This window comes from Paenibacillus nitricinens, from assembly GCF_052056485.1.
In the GTDB taxonomy this organism is placed as follows: Bacteria; Bacillota; Bacilli; order Paenibacillales; family Paenibacillaceae; genus Paenibacillus_AQ; species Paenibacillus_AQ nitricinens.
On sequence record NZ_CP183948.1, the window covers coordinates 370,635 to 394,029 of the forward strand.

Consider the following 23,395-nt stretch of genomic DNA (forward strand, 5'->3'; position numbering starts at 1 on the left):
TTCCCTATTCAAAATGATACGCAGGACATTTCTATACTCACTTCCTTAGGATGGAATAAAGGATGCAACGTTCGCAACAAAGGAGGTCTGGCGTAGATGGATAACGCGGTGGAATATAGCACAATGTTGGAACATGCATTTATGAGGTCCCCAGAGGGAATAGCCGCACTGTCTTTATACGATGGTAAGGGCAAGTGGCTGAAGGTCAATCCGGCTTTTTGCAATTTACTTGGCTTAACGGAAGCTGAGTTTCTTGCTGGGGCTATTTTTGCAGAAATGGAAAATAGACAGACGTCTTCGAAAGAGCTTTCCTATAGATTGGTGATGGACGAGCTTCGGAATTCTCCAGCAGGGAGCTGGAAGAAGGAAGAATGCTTTCGCAAAGGGGATCACCTGGTATGGCTTTCCCTGACATTCTCAGGATTTGGAACAGTAGGACAAGCCCCTTCGTGTATTATTGTGTATGCCGAAGATATTACAGAACGAAAGATTGCAGATCAACAAATGGCAGTTCAACGAGATCTAGAGGAACAGATCTATCAAAGTGAACGTAATTATAGATTGATGTCCGAGAATTCGCTGGATTTAATCTCGCGTCATGCAGTTGAAGAGCGTAAACAGTTTGAATTCAAGCTTCAGGAGAATGAACAGCGCTATAAATCTTTATTTGAATATAATCCCTCTGCTGTGTACTCAATGAATTTGCAAGGAGATTATTTAACGGCCAATGCGAATCTGGAGAAGCTGACCGGGTATTCGCTGGAAGAACTGATCGGAATGTACTTTGGTCCCGTTGTGCATGAGAAGGATATGGAGAAGACACTGTATCATTTTAACTTAGCCGCTAAGGGATATCCCCAAAGCTATGAACTGACGCTTATTCATAAAGACGGTCATTTTGTAGAGATCAATACCACTAATATTCCGATCATTGTAGACGATCAAGTGGTTGGTGTATATGGTATTTCCCGTGACATTACGGAACGTATAAGATATACAGAACAAATTGAGAAGCTAAGCAATGAGTACACCCTGATATTAAATGCAGTCTCGGAGGGTATTTTTGGGCTCGATATGGAGGAGAAGGTGACTTTCATTAACCCTGCAGGTTTGCATATGCTCGGCTATGAACATGATGAGATCATGGGCCATTCTTATCTGGATCATATGCAGCAGACAGCACTTGATGGGATCCACTACAGGCCCGAGGAGTCCCCGCTTATCAAGGCTATTAGGTCAGGGGGATCTTATCAGAGCAAGGATGCAGTCTTATGGCGTAAAGATGGCACGAGCTTTCTTGCAGAGTACCAGGTAACGCCTCTTTTTGATAAAGGTGAACCTAAGGGTGTTGTAGTCGTGTTCAGAGATATTACGGATGAGAAGGAGATCATTCGTGCCAAGGAATCTGCGGAGAAAGCGGACCAAGCTAAATCAGAGTTTCTAGCCATTATGAGCCATGAAATTCGTACGCCTATGAATGGTATTGTGGGGATGACTGATCTGCTTGCAGAGACGGAACTAGATGAAGAACAACGTGAGTACACCAATATTATTAAGGAGAGTAGTAGCTCTCTTCTATATATTTTGAATGAAATTCTTGATTACAGTAAAATTGAAGCCGGAAAAATGATGATCGTACATGAGCCCGTGTATCTTCAAGAGGTACTGGACAGTGTAACGGATTTGTTTATGGCTAAGGCTTTGGAAAAAAATCTTGAGCTGTCTTACAGCATGGCACAAGGGGTTCCTACGTGCATTATGGGAGATGCAGGCCGATTACGTCAGGTATTGGTTAATCTGGTCAGCAATGCGATTAAATTTACTGACCGAGGCAATGTCTGTATTTATGTGGAGCAGAAATTGTCCGTGGTTTCAAAGAAATCGACTTTGAAGTTTAATGTCAGAGACACGGGGATAGGTATTCCTTTAGAAAAGCAGCATCAGTTGTTTCAATCATTTTACCAGCTGCACTCCTCGTTTAACCGTAAGTATGCCGGGACGGGGTTAGGCCTAGCCATTTGCAAGAAGCTTGTCGAGCTGATGGGCGGAGCCATTGCGGTGGAGAGTAGTGAAGGAAACGGCTCTAATTTCTATTTTACGCTACAGATTAATCCTGAAAGTAAATATGAGGGCGATGAGGTAGATATTACTCTGGCAGAGCAGAAGCCCGCACAGGAAATGGAATCACAATCTAATTCAGAGGGATCTATGGATGTTGGTGGAAATGTGATTTTACTTCCGGAAGGCTCTGCCCTTTCAGCTTCTAAGCCAAACTCTTCAAAGGGAGAAACATCCTGATGAAGCATAGAAACTCCAGTCTCAGTAACAAACTATCAGTAGATCCATACACACAGTGGGAGGCTGGGGTTTCATCCCCGTCTTCTGCATGTGGACCAGCGACCCTGGCAGCTTTAACGGAGTATTGGAATACCCGGCTAAGAATGGGCTTTATTCGTGGCAAAGGTCATTTTCACTCTAAAGCAGCTCATATTAATTACATATACAGTCATCACGGAGGTACCCCTTTAGGCATGAGTGTACGTCGGTTTGTAAAGGGAATCACAGCTTATATCCACTCCTCAATCTCGCCAAAAGGGGGACATAAGCTATCTATCTCTACTTTTAACGATTTCGATGTGTATAAAGTGGAGATTGATGCAGGTCGGCCAGTAGCTGTTAAATTTGATAAATGGTTTAATTTTCGGTGGAGAGGGAATTTTGCTTACGATTACCACTGGGTATTAGGAATAGGATATGAAGTACCTGATAACGGGGATTGTCCAATCCTCATCGTTCAGGATAATGGTGTGAGGTATAGGGATGGAAGGATTGCTCTCTGTAAAGAACGCCGCATCCCATATTATGCAAATAAAGACATCATCACAATGGTGGGAATGAATATCTTAGAAACGCCAAGTTAGTCGTGATTTAGCTATGCAATTACCCTGGAAAAATGATCTGGTTATTTTGAGTCCAAACGTTTGCACAAATTTGAGGATCATACTATAATCCAGTTAATAACTGGAAAGGGGATAGGTGCTTTGTCCGTACAAAAGGAAATGAAGGAACCGATTTTTTATGGTGATCCTGCGACTACTAGAGGGATTTCCGTATTTGCTCAGGAGTTTGATCAGTTGTTTAGTTATGACGGGGATGATCTCGGACTTACATATTCATCGGCCTCTTCATCATTTTGCTTGTGGGCTCCTACGGCTCAGGAGGCAGAGCTAGTAATTTATGATTCATGGCAGGGAGCTGCGGAGTCCGAATATGCTATGATCCGCGATATTCGGGGAACGTGGAGAGCTACGGTTGACGGTGATTTAGATGGCAAGTTCTATACCTACCGAGTTCGTCTAGGTGAACAGTGGAATGAAGCAGCTGATCCTTACGCACGGGCTGTTGGCGTGAATGGGGACAGAGGCGCTATTCTAGATTTGCGCAAGACGGACCCTGAGCGGTGGACAGAAGATAAGCCGTCGTTTGAGGATCCTGTAGACGCCATTATTTATGAGCTTCATTTGCGTGACTTATCCATTCATCCAGCAAGCGGAATGGCTCATAAGGGTCAATATCTCGCTTTGGCGGAAGAAGGAACCCGCGGACCAGAGGGCATTCTCACCGGACTCGATCATATCGCAGATCTCGGTGTAACCCACGTGCAGCTATTGCCTATTTATGATTATTCTACAGAGAGTGTAGATGAGACGAAGCTGGATGAGCCGCATTTTAACTGGGGTTATGATCCGAAGAACTACAATGCTCCTGAAGGCTCCTATGCTACGGATCCTTATGTGCCCGGACTACGTATTCAAGAACTAAAAACAATGATTCAAGCGCTTCATGATCGTGGACTCCGCGTCATTATGGATGTAGTTTACAACCATGTGTACGACGGATACCGCGTGAATTTCACTAAACTGGTTCCTGGCTATTATTTGCGTTATAAACAAGATGGAAGCCTGTCGAATGGCTCAGGCTGCGGAAATGACGTGGCTACAGAACGTATGATGATGTCCCGCTTCATTGTGGACTCCGTGGTCTATTGGGCTAAAGAATACCATATCGACGGCTTCCGCTTCGATTTGATGGGCTTGATGGATGTCGATACAATGCGGGAAACCCGGCGGCGTCTGGATGGAATAGATCCGTCCATCATGACGATCGGTGAAGGCTGGATGATGGGGACTGAGCTACCGGTGGAACGGCTCGCTCATCAGAAGAATGCTTCCCTTATGCCGGGAATCGGACATTTTAATGATGATTTCAGGGATGCTATTAAAGGAAATATCTTTTTGTATGATCAGCCGGGCTTCATCAGTGGAATGATGGGTCTGGAGCCTGCGATCAAAGCAGGGGTTGCGGGAGGAATTGACTTCAGCCCAGGAATTAAGCAATTTGCCGTGGAGCCTCAGCAAAACGTTAATTATGTAGAGTGTCATGATAATCATACCTTATGGGATAAGATCGTATTGTCCACCGAGGGTGAGACGGTTACGCAGCGCCGTTCCATGCATAGACTGGCTTCTGCGATAGTGTTCATGAGTCAGGGGATTCCTTTTATCCATGCAGGGCAGGAGTTTATGCGTACGAAGGACGGGGTGGAGAACAGCTATAAATCTTCGGTCGAAATCAATCGTATGGACTGGGAATTGTGCGCCGCGCATCAGGAAGATGTGGCGTATATGAAACAGTTAATCGCACTGCGTAAAGCTCACCCGGCCTTCCGCATGCGAACAGCAGCTGACATTCGGAACCATTTGGTTTTTGAAAAAGCACCCGCAAGTGCAGTAGCTTACACGCTACGTGGTCATGCTGGAGAAGATGCAGCGAAGCATATTTATGTTCTTTTTAATGCGAATGCTGAACACACTACTGTGGTTCTGCCGCAGCTTGGAGCATGGAAGACCATCTTCGGGGCTGATCTTACGCAGGAGCTGACTGGAAATAAGCTAACTGTAAATGGGATTGGGACAGTAGTCCTGACGGCGTAATAAATAGTCTTTTACAAGATCATTATTGAAAAGCATGCAGAGTAACGTACTTTAATCAGGTACATTACACTGTGTGCTTTTTTTGTTTTTCTATTTCCTTAATTTGATTGTTTCATTTTACATAAAAAGGTGACATTACTCATTTTCGATGATGATATTGGATGTTAATATGAAGACATTTACTTTGGTGCTTTAGAGTGGTATAGGCTTGGCAGCAGACAAACATAGAAAGTATCTTTCTTTTTTAGCGGTTCAGAAAGTATATATTTGTGGGGTATTTAGAGAGGATGAGAGAGATGGGGAAAGCAACCGGATTTTTGGAATTTGAACGGCAGACGCCTTCGGAGTGTGAGGCGCTGGAGCGGATTAAGAATTGGGATGAATTCTCGATCCCTATGGATGAAGAGAAGCTGCGCGAGCAAGGCGCACGTTGTATGGACTGTGGTACGCCATTTTGTCATGTAGGACGTCTGTTATCTGGTATGGCTTCCGGCTGCCCTCTACACAACTTGATTCCTGAATGGAATGATATGGTTTATCGTGGAAACTGGGAGGTTGCACTGCAACGTCTGCATAAGACCAATAACTTCCCTGAATTTACTGGACGTGTATGTCCGGCACCTTGTGAAGGTTCTTGTACAGTAGGGATGAACGGCAAGCCTGTAACGATAAAGTCGATTGAAAAGTCGATTGTAGATAGAGGTTTTGAAGAAGGTTGGATTGTTCCTGAGCCACCGCTTATTCGCACAGGTAAAAAGGTAGCCGTAGTGGGCTCGGGTCCAGCAGGTCTTGCCTGTGCAGCTCAGCTTAACAAGGCGGGGCATTCGGTGACCGTGTATGAACGGGCAGATCGGATTGGCGGTTTGTTAACGTATGGTATTCCGAACATGAAGCTGGATAAGAAAACGGTTCAGCGCCGGGTAGACCTGCTGAAGGCTGAAGGCATTACATTCGTAACTCGTACAGAGATTGGGAGAGATATCTCGGCGACACAACTCAAGGCGGAGCACGATGCTGTTGTTTTGTGTGGCGGGTCTACGCAGGCACGAGAGCTTCCTCTAGAGGGTCGTGAGCTGCGGGGCATTCATCAGGCGATGGAGTTTCTGACACTGAATACTAAGAGCTTACTGGATTCAGAGCTTGCTGATGGCGAATACTTGTCTGCGGCAGATAAGGATGTAGTTGTAATCGGTGGCGGGGATACTGGCACAGACTGTGTAGCTACGTCGATCCGCCACGGTTGCCGTAGTGTGATCCAGCTTGAGATAATGCCACAGGCTCCACTGACCCGTCAGCCTAGCAATCCATGGCCGGAATGGCCAAAGGTTCTTAAGGTGGACTATGGTCAAAAAGAGGCAGCTTCACTGTATAAGGAAGATCCACGTCGTTATCTGGTTTCGACGAAACGTTTTGTTGGTGACGATGGTGGATATGTGCAGGAGCTGCATACCGTGCGAATTGAGTGGAATCGTAATGAACAGGGAAGGATAGTTCCGGTTGAAGTACCAGGCAGTGAAGAAGTTCTAACGGCACAGCTGGTACTACTCGCATTAGGATTCACAGGGCCCGAAGAGATTGTGCTAGGTGAGCTTGGGGTGGCACGTGATGAGCGCGGAAATGCCAAGGCGGAGTTCGGAGCACAAGCGACCAATGTAGAAGGGGTATTCACAGCAGGTGATATGCGCCGCGGACAAAGCCTTGTAGTTTGGGCCATTGATGAGGGGCGTCAGACAGCCCGCGAAGTGGACCGATTCTTGATGGGATCATCGAACTTGCCGTAAGAATAGAGGCATATAGGGCAGGGCGTTCCTTTTGGAGGAACGTCCGCTTTTGCGTTGTTTGCCTGTTCAAGGTTAAAATTGAAACCTAAGCACAAGATCTATTTAAGTCGAAAAGGAGAATACATGATGAAGCTAATGTTTATTTCCGATATTCACGGTTCTTTATTCTGGTTAGAACGGGCTTTGGAAAAGGTAGAGGAAGAACAGCCAGACAGTCTTGTAATCGTAGGAGACTTTTTATATCACGGTCCCAGAAATCCACTGCCGAAGGGTTATGACCCGCAGGGAGTTGCTAATAAACTGAATGAATATAACAAAAAGAAGCCTATTACGGCAGTACGTGGTAACTGCGATGCTGAGGTAGACCAGATGCTGCTGCAGTTCCCGATGATGGGCGATTATGTGATGCTCCTGCATGAAGGCAGACGAATCTATGTTACACACGGTCATGGCTTTAGTATTGAGAATTTACCGGCACTGTCTGAGAAGGATATCTTTATTCAGGGGCATACCCATCTTCCGGTTGCGGATGTAAAAGAGGGCGTATACGTGCTGAATCCTGGTTCGATATCGCTGCCTAAGGAGAATCATCCGAATTCCTATGGTATTCTTGAGGGTGGAGAATTCATCGTTAAGGATTTTGAGGGCGATGTGGTAAAAAGGATTACACTATAAGCTCAGTCAGATCCCATATGACCCGAATTCCTTCCAACATTATTAGTGTTCCAGGGAATTGAGCACTAGAACATATTATTGTATGATGAGGTAGGAGTTTTAGGGCAGGGCTGGCTCCAAATATAATAGTAAAGGTAGTTAACACATGAATCCTAAAGATTTGAACTATACAATGCCACCGGAATGGGGCAAGCATGAACGTACTTTTATCTCCTGGCCGGTGCAGGAATCTATGTGTTTCCCGGATAACCACGAGTCGGTATGCCAAGGTTATGCTGACATTATTACAGCTATTGCGGAGTTTGAACCGATTACGGTCATCGTTAACCCGGAGGACGTGGAAAAGGTAGAACGTCTGGTCAGCGGACCGAATGTAACGCTGCTGCCTATAAAGCATAGCGATGCTTGGCTGCGTGATAACGGGCCTACCTTTGTTGTTAATAAAGACGGCGTTCTAGCAGGCGTGAACTGGAAGTTTAATGCCTGGGGCGGTAAATATTCACCTTGGGATCTGGATGATGAGGTAGCTCCACAGATTCTCGAACACTCACAAGTGACACGCTTTGATGCGCCGCTTGTGATGGAAGGCGGCTCGATCCATACGGATGGAGAAGGCACCTTGATTACTACAGAAGAATGTCTGCTCAATACGAACCGCAACCCGGATTTGAAGCGCGAGAATATTGAAGAGTACGTGCGCAATTATACAGGTACAGAAACTATTATCTGGCTTAAGCGTGGTCTAAGTGGTGATGAAACCGATGGTCATGTGGATAATATCGCTTGCTTTGCTGCTCCAGGTAAAGTCATTATTCAGGTCTGTGAGGATTCGCAGGACGAGAATTTTGAGATTACACAGGAGAATCTTCGTATTTTGGAGAATGCCATAGATGCAAAAGGGCGTAAGCTGGAGATTATCAAGATTCAGCAGCCTCCACGGGTGGATCATGACGGCAGCCGTCTGACGCTCAGTTATTTGAACTTCTATTTCGTAAATGGTGGAATTATATTGCCTGTGTTTGGCGGTACAGCGGTGGAAACGGATAAGCTTGCTGAGGAAGTACTGGCTGGTTTGTTCCCGGAACGTAAGATTCGTACCGTTAACGGTATGGCGGTCATCACCGAGGGCGGGAATGTTCACTGCACTACGCAACAGATGCCTGCTCAGCAATAATTGAAGGAAACTAAACGTCCAATGGGACATTTATATATATAAGGAGGACAGATTCTTGAGAAATGTAAAAGTAGCTGCGACGCAAATGAGCTGTTCCAGCAATATTGATGAGAATATCAGCAAAGCCGAAACCTTGGTCAGAGAAGCGGCGGCACAGGGAGCACAAATTATTTTGCTGCAGGAGCTGTTCGAGACACCGTATTTCTGCCAGAAAGAGAAAGCTGATTATTACGCATATGCAACAGAGCTTGAGCATAACAAAGCGATTAATCATTTCACAGCTATAGCCAAGGAACTGCAAGTGGTGCTGCCAATCAGTTTTTATGAGAAAAAGAACTACGCACGTTACAATTCACTAGCTATTATCGACGCCGATGGAACGATATTGGGGAAATACCGCAAGAGCCATATTCCAGATGGCCCAGGGTATGAAGAGAAATTCTACTTCAATCCGGGAGATACTGGCTTTAAAGTATGGAACACTCGCTATGCCAAGATTGGTGTAGGGATTTGCTGGGATCAGTGGTACCCGGAAGCGGCTAGAGTGATGAGCCTGATGGGAGCAGAAATTCTGTTCTATCCAACCGCTATCGGATCAGAACCACAGGATGGATCGATCGACTCTAAGGATCATTGGCAGACTTGTATGCTTGGGCATGCAGCGGCTAACCTTATTCCAGTCATTGCCTCCAACCGTATCGGTGAAGAAATTGATGAAGATTCTAGCATTAATTTCTACGGCTCTTCGTTCATTGCGGGACCGCAAGGCAATAAAATTGTTGAAGCAGGCCGAGACGAGCAAACTGTAATAGTGAGTGAATTTGATCTGGATGCTTTGGAAGTCGGACGGATCGAGTGGGGCGTCTTCCGTGATCGCCGGCCGGATCTGTACAAAATGATTGGTTCTTATGATGGGGACATCATTCTTTAATAGAATTTACAGGTGAATGTGCTAAAGGCATTGCTAGAGAGGATAGAATCTCTGGCAATGCCTTTTTTTGGTGTTTCAACTTTCTGTCAAAAGAGCTGTAAAAGTCTGGAAAAGTAGAATATTGCTATTTTATCAGGTATATTAGAAGAGTAAACCGTGATTCAGGGATCTACTATGAAAATTCTGTCGGATACGTGGAGAGGAGGCTCTGGGATATCTTTTGTTATCATAATCTTACGGTGATAGAAGGAGAATACGATGAGCACATTTAAAAGCTGGTTGAACACAACCAAAAACGGACTAACAGATCAAGTGAAGAAATTCAAAAATAAAGATTTCATGAATGCGGTAGTTGCGGGTTGCGCCTTAGTTGCTGCTGCCGACGGTAAGATAGAAGAAGCTGAAAAGAACAAAATGGCCGGCTATATGAATATGAGCAATGAGCTAAAGGTGTTTGACATGAGAGACGTCATTACCCAGTTCAACTTTTATGTAAGTAACTTTGAGTTCTCACCAGAAATCGGTAAGCAGGAAGCACTGAAAGCCATCGGTAAGTTTACTGGCAAACCAGATGTAGGACGTGTAATTGTGGGTGTGTGCTCAGCTATTGGATCAGCTGATGGTGATTTTGATGACAATGAAAAAGCAGTTGTGCGGCATATTTGCGGTGTCTTGGGATTAAACCCTAGTGAATTCAGTTTATAAATGATGTAATACCCTATACATGAGTTCGGATGAAACGTATTTAGTTCTTTAGCGTATCACTCATATAACATCCAAAAGCTAGACTACTAGATGGTGATTCTTTTTAGAGAATGGAGGTACGTAAAGTTGGCTGGAATTAATCTGGTAAAAGGTCAGAAGATTGATCTCACAAAAGGTAATGCAGGCTTATCTAACGTAATTGTAGGTTTAGGCTGGGATCCGGCTGCGCCGGCTCGAGGATTCTTCGGTGTGAAGAAACAGGCCAACGTGGACTGTGATGCCTCAGCATTGATGCTTAATGAGAATGGTAAGTTAGTTAAGAAGGGAAACCTGATTTGCTTCCATAATAAGCAAAGTCCTTGTAACTCTGTCATTCACTCTGGAGACAATCTCACGGGTGATGGAGACGGAGACGATGAACAAATCATGGTCAACCTGAATGCTATTCCTTCTGATGTGCACAAGGTTCTTGTAGTGGTGAATATTTATGATGCCACAAATCGTAAACAGGATTTTGGTCTGATCAAATCAGCGTATATCCGTGTTATGAATGCTGTAGGCAATAATGAACTAATCCGCTTTAACCTATCTGATAATTACAATGGCTACACGGCACTGATTTGTGGGGAGCTGTACCGACAAGGTGGAGAATGGAAATTCGCCGCAATTGGTGAAGGTAGTCACGCGGCACATATCAATCAACTGGCAGAACGCTACGTATAATCCAAATAAAAGAAAAGAGGAATGTTATCATGGCAATTAATCTATCTAAAGGTCAAAAGATCGATTTAACAAAAACAAATCCGGGTCTATCCAAAATCACAGTAGGTCTTGGTTGGGACACTAATAAATATGATGGCGGTAAAGATTTCGATTTGGACGTTTCTGTATTCTTGACTAATGCGAACAGCAAAGTTGAAAAAGAAACGAACTTTATTTACTTCAATAATAAACAGAATGAGAATGGTTCAGTTGTTCATACAGGTGATAACCGTACGGGTGACGGCGATGGTGATGATGAGCAGGTTCAAGTGGATCTTCTGAGTATCCCAGCAGATGTGGAAAAGGTAGCTTTCACTATTACGATTTATGAAGCTGACGCAAGAAGCCAAAACTTCGGACAAGTTTCCCGTTCTTATGTACGTATTGTAAATGATTTAAACAATGAGGAGCTCATTCGTTTCGATTTGGGTGAAGACTTCTCTATTGAAACTGGTGTTGTTGTTGGTGAGCTATACCGTCATGGTGCAGAGTGGAAGTTCAATGCCATCGGTAGCGGCTACAAAGACGGCTTGAGCGGTTTGACTCGCGATTACGGCCTGCAATAAGCCTTGTAGTATAGAGCTTAGAGTTACACAGTGAACTGAATCTACTCAATGAAAGAAGGTTATGTCCGTGACGATCAGTCTCTCCAAAGGACAGCGAATTGATCTTACCAAGACTAATCCAGGTCTGACAAAGGTAGTAGTTGGATTGGGCTGGGACACTAATAAATATAGTGGAGGTCAAGAATTTGACCTCGATGCTTCAGCGTTTCTGCTTCATGAAGACGGCAAGGCTAAAGGTACAGATGATTTTGTATTCTATAACAATCCAAATGGTGGTGCGAGTTCTGTAATCTACACTGGAGATAACCGTACAGGTGAAGGTGACGGAGATGACGAGCAAATCATCGTTGATTTCACCAAAATCCCTGCCCATATTCAGCGTATTGGGATAACAGTAACCATTTATGATTACGAATCTCGTGCACAGAACTTTGGACAAGTCTCCAATGCTTTTGTACGAGTTGTGGATGCTTCGTCGGATCGGGAAGTACTTCGTTTCGACCTGGGTGAAGAATTCTCAACAGAGACAGCCGTTGTATTCTGTGAATTCTACCGCAATGGTGCGGATTGGAAGTTCCAGGCTATTGGTAGTGGTTTTGGCGGCGGTCTTAGCGCATTGTGTAGAAATTATGGGCTGGACGCGCAATAGCATCTTCCGGGCGGGGTCATCACCGATCCTGCCCTTTTTTTAATTCTTTATGGATTCCCTCACAAAGGACATGGAAGGGATCTCGAAGGATAAACTCCATTATGTGGGGTTATTTAAAAATATAAGCAAGTTAAGGTTCATACGATACTATATATCTTATATTTCTCGCTTAAACGCTTGTCGTCCTTATAAGGACATCGAAGGCGTTTATGCTTGCTCCATTTATAAAGGTGGTGTAAGAATGGGTATTACAGTTGTTAAAGGACAAAAGGTCGATTTAACTAAAGGCAATCCTGGACTTGATTGTCTTATCGTAGAGATTGGCTGGCAATCGCCATCTTCACTTGAGATTGATACTTCTGCTTTTCTGCTTGGAGCGCAAGGTAAAGTAAGCAAAGATGAGGATTTGATATTTTATAATAATCCGTCTACACCTTATATCAGATATAAGGAAATGCCTATATCAGACAGCCTCAAGCAATTTGACGTGGAACTAAACAAAATTCCTTCTGATGTGATGAAACTCGCGTTTACACTTACCATTTATGATGGCGAGAAGCTAGGTCAAAGTTTTAGGCAGGTAAATCAGGCCTATTTTCGGATTCTGAATCAAGTAACAGGTGCGGAGCTTCTCCGATGTGATCTTGAAAATCATTTCTCCGTGGAAACGGCTGTTGTGGTAGGAGAATTATATAGATATAACGGTGAATGGAAATTCAGCGCCATTGCCGCGGGTTTTGCTGGTGGTCTACAGGAACTGTGTAAGAACTTTGGGTTAGAAACGAACGATGAACCAGCACCGGCACCAATACCAGTGCCTAAGCCTGCTGCTCCACCGCAGCCAGAGCTTAAACGTCAATCAGCGCCGGTAGCGGAGCCTAAGATTCAGATTCCACCTTCTCCTGCAGCTGCGCCTTCAGCTGTAACACCCCCTCCGGTCAATCTCAACCTGAAGAAGATCGAACTGAAGAAAAAAGGTGATTCGATCAACCTGAAGAAATCAGCTGGTGGTTTGGGTGAATTGCTAATTAACCTCAACTGGAATCAGAAGCAGGGTGGAGGGCTATTTAATCGTAAAAATGGTGTGGATTTAGATCTTGCTTGTCTATATGAGTTGAAGAATGGCAGCAAGGGAGTAGTTCAGGCGCTGGGCAATGCTTTTGGCTCATTGAACCAACCTCCTTATGTCATGCTTGATGGAGATGACCGGACAGGCTCTGTAACAACCGGTGAGAATCTGCGGATTAACGGCAGCAAAATTGCTGATATTGAACGGATTCTAATTTTTTCTTTTATTTATAAAGGTGTTACCAATTGGTCAGAAGCTGACGGTGTTGTCACGATTACCCAGAGTGGCGGCCCCGATATTATTGTCAATTTGGACGAGCATAACAACCGCAAAGGCATGTGTGCTATCGCGTTATTTCGGAATGTGAATAACGAGACATTCAGTGTTGAACGGCTGGTCCAATATTACAGTGGTCATCGGGAGATTGATGAGGCATATGGTTGGGGACTGCGCTGGGTTGCTGGCAGTAAATAGACGATTTTTTCGGAGGCGCAAGTGTAATGGATTGGTTCGCTGATTTTTTTAGGAATATTAGTGAGAACTACGGTCATTTTTTCTCATGGAGCGATGTGGTAGGTACGCTCTCAGACCCGGTTAGCTGGGGCATTATTGGTAGTTTAGTTCTGCTAGAGGGACTGCTCTCTGCAGATAATGCGCTTGTTCTCGCCGTCATGGTTAAGCATTTACCTAAGGAACAACAGAAGAAGGCGCTCTTTTACGGTATTATAGGCGCTTATGTATTCAGGTTTTTGGCTATCGGTCTAGGGACATTTCTTATTAAATTTATGTTGGTTAAGGTTCTTGGTGCAGCCTATCTCTTTTATATCGCCTATGGCGGGTTATTTAAGGGCGGTGGCGATGAGAAGATCGAGAATAAGGGGTTCTCTTTTTGGAAGACGGTTTTCCTTGTTGAATTAATGGATATTGCTTTCAGCATTGATAGTGTTATTGCTGCATTTGGTGTTAGTAACCAGGTTTGGGTGCTCTTTATGGGCGGAATCATAGGCGTTCTGATGATGCGGGGAGTAGCGCAATTATTCTTGAAGCTTATTGATAAAATTCCGGAACTTGAGCGTGCCGCCTTTGCGCTTATTGCCATTATTGCTGGTAAAATGCTCGCGGGCGCTTTTGGGTACGAAATGCCACATGTATTATTCTTTTCAATCATTATTCTTGTATTCGGTGGTACGATCCTTTACAGCGTACTGCGTAAGAAAAAAGAAGCCCATAGAAATGCTTGATTTCAAAGCTAGTTGAACACTGCTGCTTTCAGGTAATCGTATATGTTTATAGCGTAGGCCTTCACTTATATATGAGAGAACCGGATAGGGTATAGCTGGTTCTGCCACTCTCTATAGGAGAGGCCTGCGCTTGTTTTGCTTGGCTTCGCAAAACTATAAGGGGGAACCATCTTGAGATACTTCGATTACCTGACGAAAGAACAAGAAATAGCCTTATTTTATAATCCGCCGATTTCATTTAACCATAATACTACGAGTAAAGATTTGCTGGCTCATGCTGTTGGAGCTGCCCTTTATATGCCAGCAACTCGTGCTAGTGTTCCCGAAGACATTTTGAAGCTCAAAAGTGCAGGACTTGTAACCGTTATTATTGATCTGGAGGATGCGATCGGAGATAACGAGGTTGACCATGCAGAGGAGTCTCTCATTCAGCATCTTATTTTTCTCGCCGCATATGAGGAGAACGAGCCAAGCGGGAGTGATAGTCTTCCGCTCCTCTTCATCCGAGTTCGTAACCCGGAGCAGCTACGGCAGCTGATTTTTCGGTTAGGGTCTTTGGTTACGATGTTAACAGGGTTTGTTTTCCCTAAGTTTTCGGTCGACAACGGAATCCAATATTTCGAGGCGATAGCCGATTACAATAGAACGCGCAGTTACTCAGACCCAGTGCTTTATGGCATGCCAATTCTGGAAAGTGCGCCTATTATTTACCGGGAGAGCCGGGTAGATAGTCTTTTATCTATTCGTAATTTGCTAGGCAATTACCGCGAATATGTGTTGAACGTTAGAATTGGAGCAACAGACTTCTCAAGTTTATTCGGACTGCGCCGTAGTCCTGATATTAGTATTTATGATCTTACCCCTATTCGAGACTGCATATCGGATATTATTAATATTTTTGGCAGAGTGGAAGAAGGGTATGTAATTTCCGGACCAGTCTGGGAATATTTTGCGAATAAAGGGCATCGGGTGCTCAGACCACAGCTACGGCAGACTCCATTTGAGGACACCTATGGTAAAAACGGCCGCGACATGCGAAATAGTTACATTTCTAGCAGCATGGATGGGCTTATTCGTGAAGTGATTTTAGATAAAGAAAATGGGATCTTGGGCAAGACGATTATACATCCCTCACATCTCAGACCTGTTCAGGCCATGTACACGGTAATGCACGAGGAATATGTTGACGCCTGCAGTATCGTAGAGAGTAACGATGGTAGCCTAGGCGTCTTCAAGAGTCAATATTCTAATAAGATGAACGAGATTAAGCCGCATTTGAACTGGGCAAAACGGATTTTACTACGATCACAAATATACGGGGTGTTACATGAACAACAGCATTTTGTCGGATTATTACCCGAAAACGAATTTACACACGTATAACATAGTCGAGAACCTGCAGGTTATGGTTACCGAAACATCTAATCCCTTTCATTTGCCTGTGGATACTTTATTCTCCATGGCAGCCCGGATTAATAAGAAACGCTCCTTTTTGTTCGTCAGCAAGGTACTTGGTAAACATATCCCTGTTAATCCGTACACCTCTCTGCTAAGTGGTGCTGCATTAGCGCTGCTGTTATATCAGGAGATGAACGGTAATTCTGCGGATAATGATAGGATGGAAGATTTATTAGATAAAGCTGTACACGGACTGATACATCCTGAGTCTGCCAAGGAAGCCTATGAGCATTTATTAGCTGCACGATTAGTTCTTCCTAGGCCTGTTGTCTTTATTGGCTTTGCTGAGACTGCAACTGCACTGGGTCACAGTGTGTACAACATGTTTGCTGATGCAGCATCATATATTCATACTACCCGTGAACATATCATCGATTTGGAGTCCATTGTTAGCTTTGAAGAAGAGCATTCACATGCGGTTGACCATCTATGTTACGCCTTGAATACTAAGCTATTATCAGGGACTGAGCCGATTATTTTGGTGGATGATGAGATTACAACAGGGAATACAGCCATTAATACGATCCGTGATATTCAGTCCAAATTCCCTCGGGAGGAATACGTAGTCGTTTCTATTTTGGATTGGAGGAGCGGTAATAATCTTCATACCTATAGCGAATTAGAACAGGAACTGGGGATTCGGATTAAGTCCTTATGTTTGCTTCAAGGAAGTATTGAAGTAAAAGGCACGCCTTTGCTAAATGCTGGGAATGACAAAGATTTGTTATCGTCTTCAGTGGAATCCGAAGTAGTGACCACTTATGTAGTGGACGGTTTAGAACGTCTGCAGGCAACATCCGTAGATTCATATGGTGACACCAACTCGTCTCCTTATGTGAAAAACAGTGGACGTTTCGGACTGGAGTCGCTGAATAATGATGATCTTGATGTAGGGGTAACCCGGATAGCCGCTCAGCTAAGAGAACTACGAGGGGGGAATTCTAAGACTCTAGTGATGGGTGTAGGTGAATTTATGTACCTTCCTATGCGGATAGCGGCTGAGATGGGGGAAGGCATTTCGTATCAGTCCTCTACTCGCAGTCCAATCCACCCTGAACGTCGACCAGATTACGGAGTGCATAGTGCTGCCGCATATCCTTCAGCTAGCGATCCGGAAATTACAAACTTTATTTATAATGTGGATTCTGATCAGTATGATGAAATATTCGTGATGATTGAGCGTGATGTACCGCATGAACGAATGAAACCCATGCTTGATATACTGAAGACACTTGCTCGCCATAAAGTGCATCTTATTGTACTGACTCCTGAAGGAAGAAGTGGAGGGCCTCCAGTATGAAGGGAACAAGTAATCATAAAGTCATGGACAAAAAAATAGCAGAACCGGTTCCCTTAGGTAGCTATCCACCGTCAGATGTTACGTTTCTGCTTAAGGATCTTAGTGACGTTTCGCTGGAGCTGGCGACGGAGGAAAGGGAGGAGGCTATTCAATCGGGTGTCCATTATTCTGAGATGTTACCCGTTGAATATCAGCCTACCGAGCAGTATGTCGACATGTTTCATGAGATGCTGCAGCAATCAGCTAAGAAGGTTGCTTTAGCTGTTGCCATTGTTTCTGAAATGATTGTCTCGAGAAGAGGACGCAGTACAGTGCTTGTCTCTTTAGCTAGAGCTGGAACACCCGTTGGTATACTGATTAAGCGTTATATAACTGAGAGATACGAGGTAGACTTGCCGCATTATAGTATTTCTATTATTCGAGGAAAAGGTATAGATGAGAATGCGATACTCTACATTCTGCAGAAGCATGGACTTGATGCTGATTTGCAGTTTGTGGATGGGTGGACAGGAAAAGGGGCTATCCGTGGGGTGCTGATTGATTCTTGCAATACCTTCTATGAGAAGTATGGTATTCGCTTAAATGATGATCTTGCCGTATTGGCTGACCCTGGAAGCTGCGCAGGTATGTTTGGGACTAGAGAAGACTATCTCATTCCTAGCGCCTGCTTAAACTCTACCGTTTCAGGGCTGATGAGCCGAACGGTGTTACACGCTGATCTCATTGGTCCGGAGGAATTTCATGGTTCAAAGTTTTATAAGGAGTGGCTGAATGCGGACGAGTCCAATGTATTTATTGATACGATTTGCCCGTATTTTCCTTCCGTAGTAGAAGAAGCGAAGAATATTGCTGAACAGATGCTGGAGCATCCGCCAGAAATTACTTGGCAGGGTCTTCGTGATATTCAGTGTATTCAGGAGACTTTCGGAATAGATAACATTAATCTGATAAAGCCGGGAGTCGGCGAAACAACCCGCGTATTACTACGTAGAGTACCTTGGAAAATTCTTGTCGATACTATGGATAATCCGAATCTAAAGCATATTCTTCTCTTAGCGAAGGACCGGGGCGTTCCTGTTGAGATCTTTCCTGGGATGACGTACTCCTGCTGCGGAATAATTAAACCGCTGAAGGGGGAGACAGAATGATATATGCTAGTGATCTAGATCGTACTTTGATCTATTCTTTAGGTGCAATAGGTGTGCCGGAGAATACTCCAGGTCTAATTCCGGCGGAAATTATCGAGGGAAAGACGAGATCCTATATTTCGCAGCATGCATTAAATCAGCTGATGGATCTGAACACACGGATTATTTTCATCCCGGTTACTACGCGTACGATACAACAATATAAGCGTATTAATCTGTTTCAAGAAACAGTAATACCGGACTATGCGGTTACAAGCAATGGGGGGAATATCTTAATCGGTGGTGTTGTCGATAAGGAATGGAGAGAATCAATCGGTAGATTGGTAGCTCGTCACTCTGCTGGGGCTGAAGAGGTTAGATCATATATCAAGGCGGTTGTACGTGAGGATTGGATCATTAGTGAGAATTATTGTGATGATCTATTCTATTCCTTCATGGTTTATCGGGAGCAGTTACCTTTAGATGAAATCACTAATCTATCAGATCGGCTCTATAATCTTGGCTGGAGGGTTTCTTTACAAGGCCGCAAGCTGTACGCTGTGCCGGCTGCCGTGAACAAAAGCGACGCTATACTCCATTTGCGGCGCACCGTTCGTTCTGAACCTATGGTAGCCTCCGGGGACTCACTGCTAGATAAGAGTCTGCTTGAGAGTGCCGACTATGCTATTGCTCCTTGCCATGGTGAAATATTTGCAGAGCAACAGAGTGGTCTTGTAAAATCAAGATATCCATTTACGAAAGAATCAGGCGTATTTGCTGGAGATGAGATTTTGCAGTATGTAAATATGATCTATAATAATCTAACTGCATTGGGAGTGGGGCCACTATGAAAAAGGTAAATATTTATTTCAATCGTTGGTTTTCCGTGGCTTACCATTATATGAATCTCCTTCGCAATAACGAGGATGGTATACCGGTTCAAATCTTTGCAACACACCCGGATATCCGCCATATGTCGCTACAAGGTGCTGACTTTGCTGAAACCGAGCCGGCGCTGAAGGGAATAGAATATGTTCAGTTTTGCGTTGATTTCTGTCGGCGTAATGAGATCGATGTCTTTATTCCACGGTTGCATATGCTTGATATTGCTCTCCATGTGGCAATGTTTGATGCGATTGGTACTAAGGTTCTGGTCTGTAGAGATCTTGATCTGCTGGAGTCCATTATGGACAAAGGTAAATTTTACGAGAATGTTAGTGAGCAGGGCATCATGAGTATCCCGGATTATCATGTAGTTAGTACAGCGGAGCAGTTTAAAGACGCTTACACGGACCTTGTTGCCAAGGGACATCGTGTTTGCTTTAAACCTACTGAAACAGAAGGCGGGTTAGGCTTCCGAATTATCGACAATACCCGCGATCCGCTTCAAGAGCTTTTTGGGTATGTAACTCCATTGATTACGTTTGAGGATGCCTATCATATTCTTGCAAGCAAAGAGAGCTTCCCTGATTTGATGGTGATGGAATTACTGGAGGGTTACGAGTATAGTATAGATTGTCTGGCAGATGAGAACGGTAAGCTATTAGTGGCTGTGCCACGTCGAAAAGTGGGCGGTCGTCTGCGATTGATGGAGCATATTCCTGAACTGGAGGAGATTGCAGCTAGAGTTGCAGAAGTTTACAAGATCCCCTTCAATTTCAATATTCAAATGAAATACAATGGAGATATTCCAAAGTTGTTGGAAATTAACCCACGAATGTCCGGTGGACTGCATATGTCATGTCTGTCAGGGATTAACTTTCCTTATTTAGCCGTCAAAAGCGCACTCGGTGGCGAGGTTCAGCCTATGAATTTTGAAGGTGATGTATTGGCTAGCCATCTGGAGCAACCGATGATTATGAAAATAAACGGCCAATCTGTCATTCCGGATGCCGTGAATTGAGCGTTCATAAAGTCGCTCACAAGAGGTGAGAACAATTCAGTTTAAATCGAAAGTGTTGCTTTACGCCGGTATCGGTTATGTTGTTGCTGTATTAACGAGCTCTTTTCTGCCCGAATTCATCTCTCTGCTGTTGCCTTTAGCGGGTGCGGGGATAGGTGCTCTGGTAACGAGAAGTCCAAGAACCAATCTCCCAGCGGAGGTGTTGCCAGCAGGCCCTGTGACGACACCTATTGCTAAGGCACCCGCTGAGAGTGCTCCTCAATTAAGCACCACGACAAATGATACCACATCAGGTAATCACAGCTATGACAGTAGAACTGAGAGCGCGGTGAAGATTGGACCGGAGTTCGCTCCGGTTGTGGAGTATCTTAGTATTCTGGAAGATATGATTATCTCAGAAGGGCAGAAGGATACGCTGGATAATGAAATTGTCGAGAAATCATTGGCGCTCTTCGCGAGGCTTCAACGTGTAATTCCACTGCTGCAGGAGCTGAATAACGGCGAGATTAATCATACGGTCCGCAGATTGATTCTGAAGGATTTGAATGGTGTAATCAATCCGTTCTTACGGCTAGGCGGTGAAGCAAAGACGAAGAATCGGAGAATGCTGCTGAACGGTCTAAGAGATGTCGACTCCAAAATATCGGATATCGCGTCCACGATCGAACATAAAGACCTGATGGAACTTCAGACGAAGGCGGAACTGATTCATCAGCGGTACAGCAGTTCCGAACTATAGGAGGGAATCCCATGTCCACGCAGTTGATCCAATTAAAAAAAGAAGATGAACAAAAGGTAGTCGAGGAAGCGGCACAATTAATTGAGAAGGTATCCCAAACGGATACGGTTACACTGGATTCCTTGATGGATGATATCGGCAAGCTTGGGGTTAAGACGCAGGAAAAAGCAGGACAAACCTTGAAGCTGCTGGATCGCCCAGTGAATGACCTGATGTCTGGTAAGCGCGTTGAAGTGCCTAATATGATTATGAAGCTGCGGAATGAGTGTGAGAATCTGCAGCAAAGTAAGAATGTGAGCTTCTTTGGCAAGATGCTGCGCAAGAGTCCAATGAAGAACTATGTGTATAAATATCAGTCGGTTCGTACGAACATTGATGCCATAGTTACAGGGCTTCGCGATGGTAGAGATACCCTCGAAGAGAGCATTGTGAATATGCGTCAGCTGAAACGTACCTCTATGGAAGAGATCTATAACCTACAGACCAAAATTGCTTTCGGCACTAAGTTGAAAGAATTGTTCGAGGTAGAGATCGCGAAGCCAGAGAATGAGTACCGTAAAGCTTATCTGGAGCGCGGATTGCGTAAAGTGATGGTTCGAATTCAGTCGATGACAGAAATGATTCTGCTGTACAATCAAGCGATTGCTGCTACAGACATCATTAATGATAATAATGACAAGCTGATTGATTCCGTGAATAACGCAATTGATAAGACCTCTAATCTGATCACGGTGTCGGCAATGATTGCGATGTCTTTAGCGGATCAGGAGAACGTCATCAATGCTGTAGAAGCGACGAATAAGACGATTGAAGATCAATTTAAAGAAAATGCACGTCTGCTGCGTACCACTACAGAGAAAACAACCGAGTTGCTGTCTAAGCCTTCTATGTCTATGGAAGCTGTGAATCAAGCGATTGGTGATCTGCTTAGCGCACTAGATACTTCAGAACAGTCCAACCGTCGTATTATTGAGAGCTGCCAAGATTATACGTCTAAAATGACGGCAATCAATACTCAGTTGGGTAATCGTTTAGGACTAAATGAGGCGGACAAGCCGCAGGCACTGAAGCAAGGAGAGGCTGAGAGTCAACTGAGCAGTTTCTTGAACTAAATTGTTTCTGACAATAATAAAAATACAGAGAATAGATTGAGATGCCTGTTGAATTCATTCAACAGGCTTTTTTTAACGCCAATACTCAATCATAAAGTCCTATCTTCACACATAAGTTGTCACAAGACTACATGTGGAGGAAGTGAGGATAGGCATATGATCTTAGGGTGCTTGATACTCGTGCTTATCATCGTAGCCAGTAGTGAAAGAGCAGAAGCGATTGCAAAAATGAATGAGGACACTTAGGATTTTTACCATGATTTGGTTCAAGTAATTTCCAGCGGGTTATTGGGTATAATAACGCAAGATTGCACGATTAGCCCATAACTAGCTGGAAAACCCAAATTCCTAAGGAGGTCACATGGAGAACGAGGCGCTGCTACAGGTTGAACAATTAGCACTTAAGAAACAGAAGATCTATCGGCAAAGTATATTGCGCTATATTGCCAGAGCCATGCTGGCCAGTATGTTTATCGGGTTCGGCGTAATTGTAGCATTCAAGACAGGCAACTACTTCTATATGGAGCATTCACCGTTTGCGTATCCAATGGCTGCGATTACTTTCGGAGCAGCGATCATCCTAATCTCATACGGTGGAGGGGACTTATTTACCGGAGATACTTTCTATTACACGTACACGGCTTTGAGACGCAAAATGAAATGGTCCGAGGTTGTACGCATGTGGGTCATGAGTTATATAGGTAACATTCTTGGTGCTGCTGCATTTGCACTGTTGATTTTTTTAACAGGGCTGTTTTACAGTTCTGATGTAAATGGTTTTTTACTATATGTGGTTGAGCATAAAATGGAGGCTCCGGCAGGGCAGCTTTTTTTCCGCGCTATCCTCTGTAACTGGCTCGTTTGTATGGCTTTTTTCATCCCGATGAATATCAAAGGCGATGGGGCCAAAATGTTCGCAATGGTCTTATTCGTATTCTGTTTTTTCATCTCCGGTTATGAGCATAGTATTGCCAATATGTGTACCTTTGCAATTGCATTAGTCCTTGACCATCCGGGAACGGTTTCGTGGGGCGGTGTGGTGCATAATCTTGTGCCCGTTACAATCGGAAATCTAATTGGCGGCGGGGTTCTGATGGGGGTTATGTATTATTATGTGAACAAACCTTTTTTGGATGATCCGAAACATTAAGAAGAAATAATGTGAATCCGCAACTTCGCTCTTTAAAAGAGCGGAGTTTTTTGTGCTGT

At 44.3% G+C, this 23,395-nt stretch carries 21 protein-coding genes; all 21 read left to right on the plus strand.

What is annotated here, in order from left to right; translation table 11 throughout:
* Positions 1-96: 96 nt before the first annotated feature.
* Positions 97-2,298 carry a PAS domain S-box protein gene (locus ACN6KS_RS01670; RefSeq protein WP_440961195.1) on the plus strand — a complete coding sequence of 734 codons (2,202 nt, stop codon included), beginning with the start codon at positions 97-99 and terminating at the stop codon, positions 2,296-2,298.
* On the plus strand, positions 2,298-2,921 hold the full coding sequence (locus ACN6KS_RS01675; RefSeq protein ID WP_341133588.1) for a C39 family peptidase: 624 nt from the start codon (positions 2,298-2,300) through the stop codon (positions 2,919-2,921). The genes ACN6KS_RS01670 and ACN6KS_RS01675 overlap by 1 nt, the downstream gene beginning before the upstream one ends.
* Before the next feature lie 120 nt (positions 2,922-3,041).
* Positions 3,042-4,994 (plus strand): type I pullulanase, encoded by a 1,953-nt coding sequence (pulA, locus tag ACN6KS_RS01680; protein ID WP_094869630.1) that lies wholly within the window; start codon positions 3,042-3,044, stop codon positions 4,992-4,994.
* A gap of 296 nt (positions 4,995-5,290) precedes the next feature.
* Positions 5,291-6,775: a glutamate synthase subunit beta gene (locus ACN6KS_RS01685; protein WP_440961196.1), complete on the plus strand. Its 1,485-nt coding sequence runs from the start codon at positions 5,291-5,293 to the stop codon at positions 6,773-6,775.
* A 126-nt stretch (positions 6,776-6,901) separates the two neighbouring features.
* Positions 6,902-7,450: a phosphodiesterase gene (gene yfcE, locus ACN6KS_RS01690; protein WP_094869632.1), complete on the plus strand. Its 549-nt coding sequence runs from the start codon at positions 6,902-6,904 to the stop codon at positions 7,448-7,450.
* A gap of 145 nt (positions 7,451-7,595) precedes the next feature.
* A complete protein-coding gene (locus ACN6KS_RS01695) occupies positions 7,596-8,624 on the plus strand; it encodes an agmatine deiminase family protein (protein ID WP_440961197.1) in 1,029 nt (342 codons plus the stop codon).
* A 55-nt stretch (positions 8,625-8,679) separates the two neighbouring features.
* Positions 8,680-9,555 (plus strand): N-carbamoylputrescine amidase, encoded by an 876-nt coding sequence (gene aguB, locus ACN6KS_RS01700; RefSeq protein ID WP_094869634.1) that lies wholly within the window; start codon positions 8,680-8,682, stop codon positions 9,553-9,555.
* Between the two features lie 258 nt (positions 9,556-9,813).
* Entirely contained in the window at positions 9,814-10,260 is a 447-nt protein-coding gene (locus tag ACN6KS_RS01705) for a tellurite resistance TerB family protein (RefSeq protein WP_094869635.1), read from the plus strand.
* 126 nt (positions 10,261-10,386) lie between these two features.
* Positions 10,387-10,983, plus strand: coding sequence for a TerD family protein (locus ACN6KS_RS01710; RefSeq protein ID WP_341133593.1), 597 nt, complete (start codon positions 10,387-10,389; stop codon positions 10,981-10,983).
* A gap of 29 nt (positions 10,984-11,012) precedes the next feature.
* A complete protein-coding gene (locus ACN6KS_RS01715; protein ID WP_094869637.1) occupies positions 11,013-11,588 on the plus strand; it encodes a TerD family protein in 576 nt (191 codons plus the stop codon).
* 67 nt (positions 11,589-11,655) lie between these two features.
* The gene (locus tag ACN6KS_RS01720; protein ID WP_094869638.1) at positions 11,656-12,237 is read left to right on the plus strand and encodes a TerD family protein; all 582 of its coding nucleotides are present in this window, start codon (positions 11,656-11,658) and stop codon (positions 12,235-12,237) included.
* Between the two features lie 241 nt (positions 12,238-12,478).
* Entirely contained in the window at positions 12,479-13,780 is a 1,302-nt protein-coding gene (locus ACN6KS_RS01725; RefSeq protein WP_440961198.1) for a TerD family protein, read from the plus strand.
* 26 nt (positions 13,781-13,806) lie between these two features.
* Positions 13,807-14,547 carry a TerC family protein gene (locus ACN6KS_RS01730; protein ID WP_094869640.1) on the plus strand — a complete coding sequence of 247 codons (741 nt, stop codon included), beginning with the start codon at positions 13,807-13,809 and terminating at the stop codon, positions 14,545-14,547.
* A 171-nt stretch (positions 14,548-14,718) separates the two neighbouring features.
* Positions 14,719-15,930 carry an HpcH/HpaI aldolase/citrate lyase family protein gene (locus tag ACN6KS_RS01735; RefSeq protein WP_231573371.1) on the plus strand — a complete coding sequence of 404 codons (1,212 nt, stop codon included), beginning with the start codon at positions 14,719-14,721 and terminating at the stop codon, positions 15,928-15,930.
* Positions 15,875-17,305: a phosphoribosyltransferase family protein gene (locus ACN6KS_RS01740; RefSeq protein WP_440961199.1), complete on the plus strand. Its 1,431-nt coding sequence runs from the start codon at positions 15,875-15,877 to the stop codon at positions 17,303-17,305. Before ACN6KS_RS01735 ends, ACN6KS_RS01740 begins: the two co-directional genes overlap by 56 nt.
* Complete coding sequence (locus tag ACN6KS_RS01745; protein WP_440961200.1) at positions 17,302-18,453, plus strand: cysteine protease StiP family protein; 1,152 nt, start codon at positions 17,302-17,304, stop codon at positions 18,451-18,453. Before ACN6KS_RS01740 ends, ACN6KS_RS01745 begins: the two co-directional genes overlap by 4 nt.
* Entirely contained in the window at positions 18,450-19,283 is an 834-nt protein-coding gene (locus ACN6KS_RS01750; RefSeq protein ID WP_440961201.1) for an HAD family hydrolase, read from the plus strand. The genes ACN6KS_RS01745 and ACN6KS_RS01750 overlap by 4 nt, the downstream gene beginning before the upstream one ends.
* Positions 19,280-20,335: an ATP-grasp domain-containing protein gene (locus tag ACN6KS_RS01755; RefSeq protein ID WP_094869644.1), complete on the plus strand. Its 1,056-nt coding sequence runs from the start codon at positions 19,280-19,282 to the stop codon at positions 20,333-20,335. Before ACN6KS_RS01750 ends, ACN6KS_RS01755 begins: the two co-directional genes overlap by 4 nt.
* A gap of 34 nt (positions 20,336-20,369) precedes the next feature.
* Entirely contained in the window at positions 20,370-21,074 is a 705-nt protein-coding gene (locus tag ACN6KS_RS01760) for a hypothetical protein (RefSeq protein WP_094869705.1), read from the plus strand.
* A gap of 11 nt (positions 21,075-21,085) precedes the next feature.
* Complete coding sequence (locus ACN6KS_RS01765; RefSeq protein WP_042184271.1) at positions 21,086-22,186, plus strand: toxic anion resistance protein; 1,101 nt, start codon at positions 21,086-21,088, stop codon at positions 22,184-22,186.
* A gap of 361 nt (positions 22,187-22,547) precedes the next feature.
* On the plus strand, positions 22,548-23,336 hold the full coding sequence (locus ACN6KS_RS01770) for a formate/nitrite transporter family protein (RefSeq protein ID WP_094869645.1): 789 nt from the start codon (positions 22,548-22,550) through the stop codon (positions 23,334-23,336).
* Positions 23,337-23,395 lie beyond the last annotated feature (59 nt).

What these genes read in the sequence shown, in the direction of transcription:
- ACN6KS_RS01715 (WP_094869637.1), top strand. Translation starts at nt 11,013, where the DNA reads ATGGCAATTAATCTATCTAAAGGTCAAAAGATCGATTTAACAAAAACA.
- yfcE (WP_094869632.1), top strand. Translation starts at nt 6,902, where the DNA reads ATGAAGCTAATGTTTATTTCCGATATTCACGGTTCTTTATTCTGGTTA.
- ACN6KS_RS01675 (WP_341133588.1), top strand. Translation starts at nt 2,298, where the DNA reads ATGAAGCATAGAAACTCCAGTCTCAGTAACAAACTATCAGTAGATCCA.
- ACN6KS_RS01770 (WP_094869645.1), top strand. Translation starts at nt 22,548, where the DNA reads ATGGAGAACGAGGCGCTGCTACAGGTTGAACAATTAGCACTTAAGAAA.
- ACN6KS_RS01670 (WP_440961195.1), top strand. Translation starts at nt 97, where the DNA reads ATGGATAACGCGGTGGAATATAGCACAATGTTGGAACATGCATTTATG.
- ACN6KS_RS01705 (WP_094869635.1), top strand. Translation starts at nt 9,814, where the DNA reads ATGAGCACATTTAAAAGCTGGTTGAACACAACCAAAAACGGACTAACA.
- ACN6KS_RS01730 (WP_094869640.1), top strand. Translation starts at nt 13,807, where the DNA reads ATGGATTGGTTCGCTGATTTTTTTAGGAATATTAGTGAGAACTACGGT.
- ACN6KS_RS01750 (WP_440961201.1), top strand. Translation starts at nt 18,450, where the DNA reads ATGATATATGCTAGTGATCTAGATCGTACTTTGATCTATTCTTTAGGT.
- ACN6KS_RS01685 (WP_440961196.1), top strand. Translation starts at nt 5,291, where the DNA reads ATGGGGAAAGCAACCGGATTTTTGGAATTTGAACGGCAGACGCCTTCG.
- ACN6KS_RS01695 (WP_440961197.1), top strand. Translation starts at nt 7,596, where the DNA reads ATGAATCCTAAAGATTTGAACTATACAATGCCACCGGAATGGGGCAAG.
- ACN6KS_RS01755 (WP_094869644.1), top strand. Translation starts at nt 19,280, where the DNA reads ATGAAAAAGGTAAATATTTATTTCAATCGTTGGTTTTCCGTGGCTTAC.
- ACN6KS_RS01725 (WP_440961198.1), top strand. Translation starts at nt 12,479, where the DNA reads ATGGGTATTACAGTTGTTAAAGGACAAAAGGTCGATTTAACTAAAGGC.
- ACN6KS_RS01740 (WP_440961199.1), top strand. Translation starts at nt 15,875, where the DNA reads ATGAACAACAGCATTTTGTCGGATTATTACCCGAAAACGAATTTACAC.
- ACN6KS_RS01745 (WP_440961200.1), top strand. Translation starts at nt 17,302, where the DNA reads ATGAAGGGAACAAGTAATCATAAAGTCATGGACAAAAAAATAGCAGAA.
- ACN6KS_RS01765 (WP_042184271.1), top strand. Translation starts at nt 21,086, where the DNA reads ATGTCCACGCAGTTGATCCAATTAAAAAAAGAAGATGAACAAAAGGTA.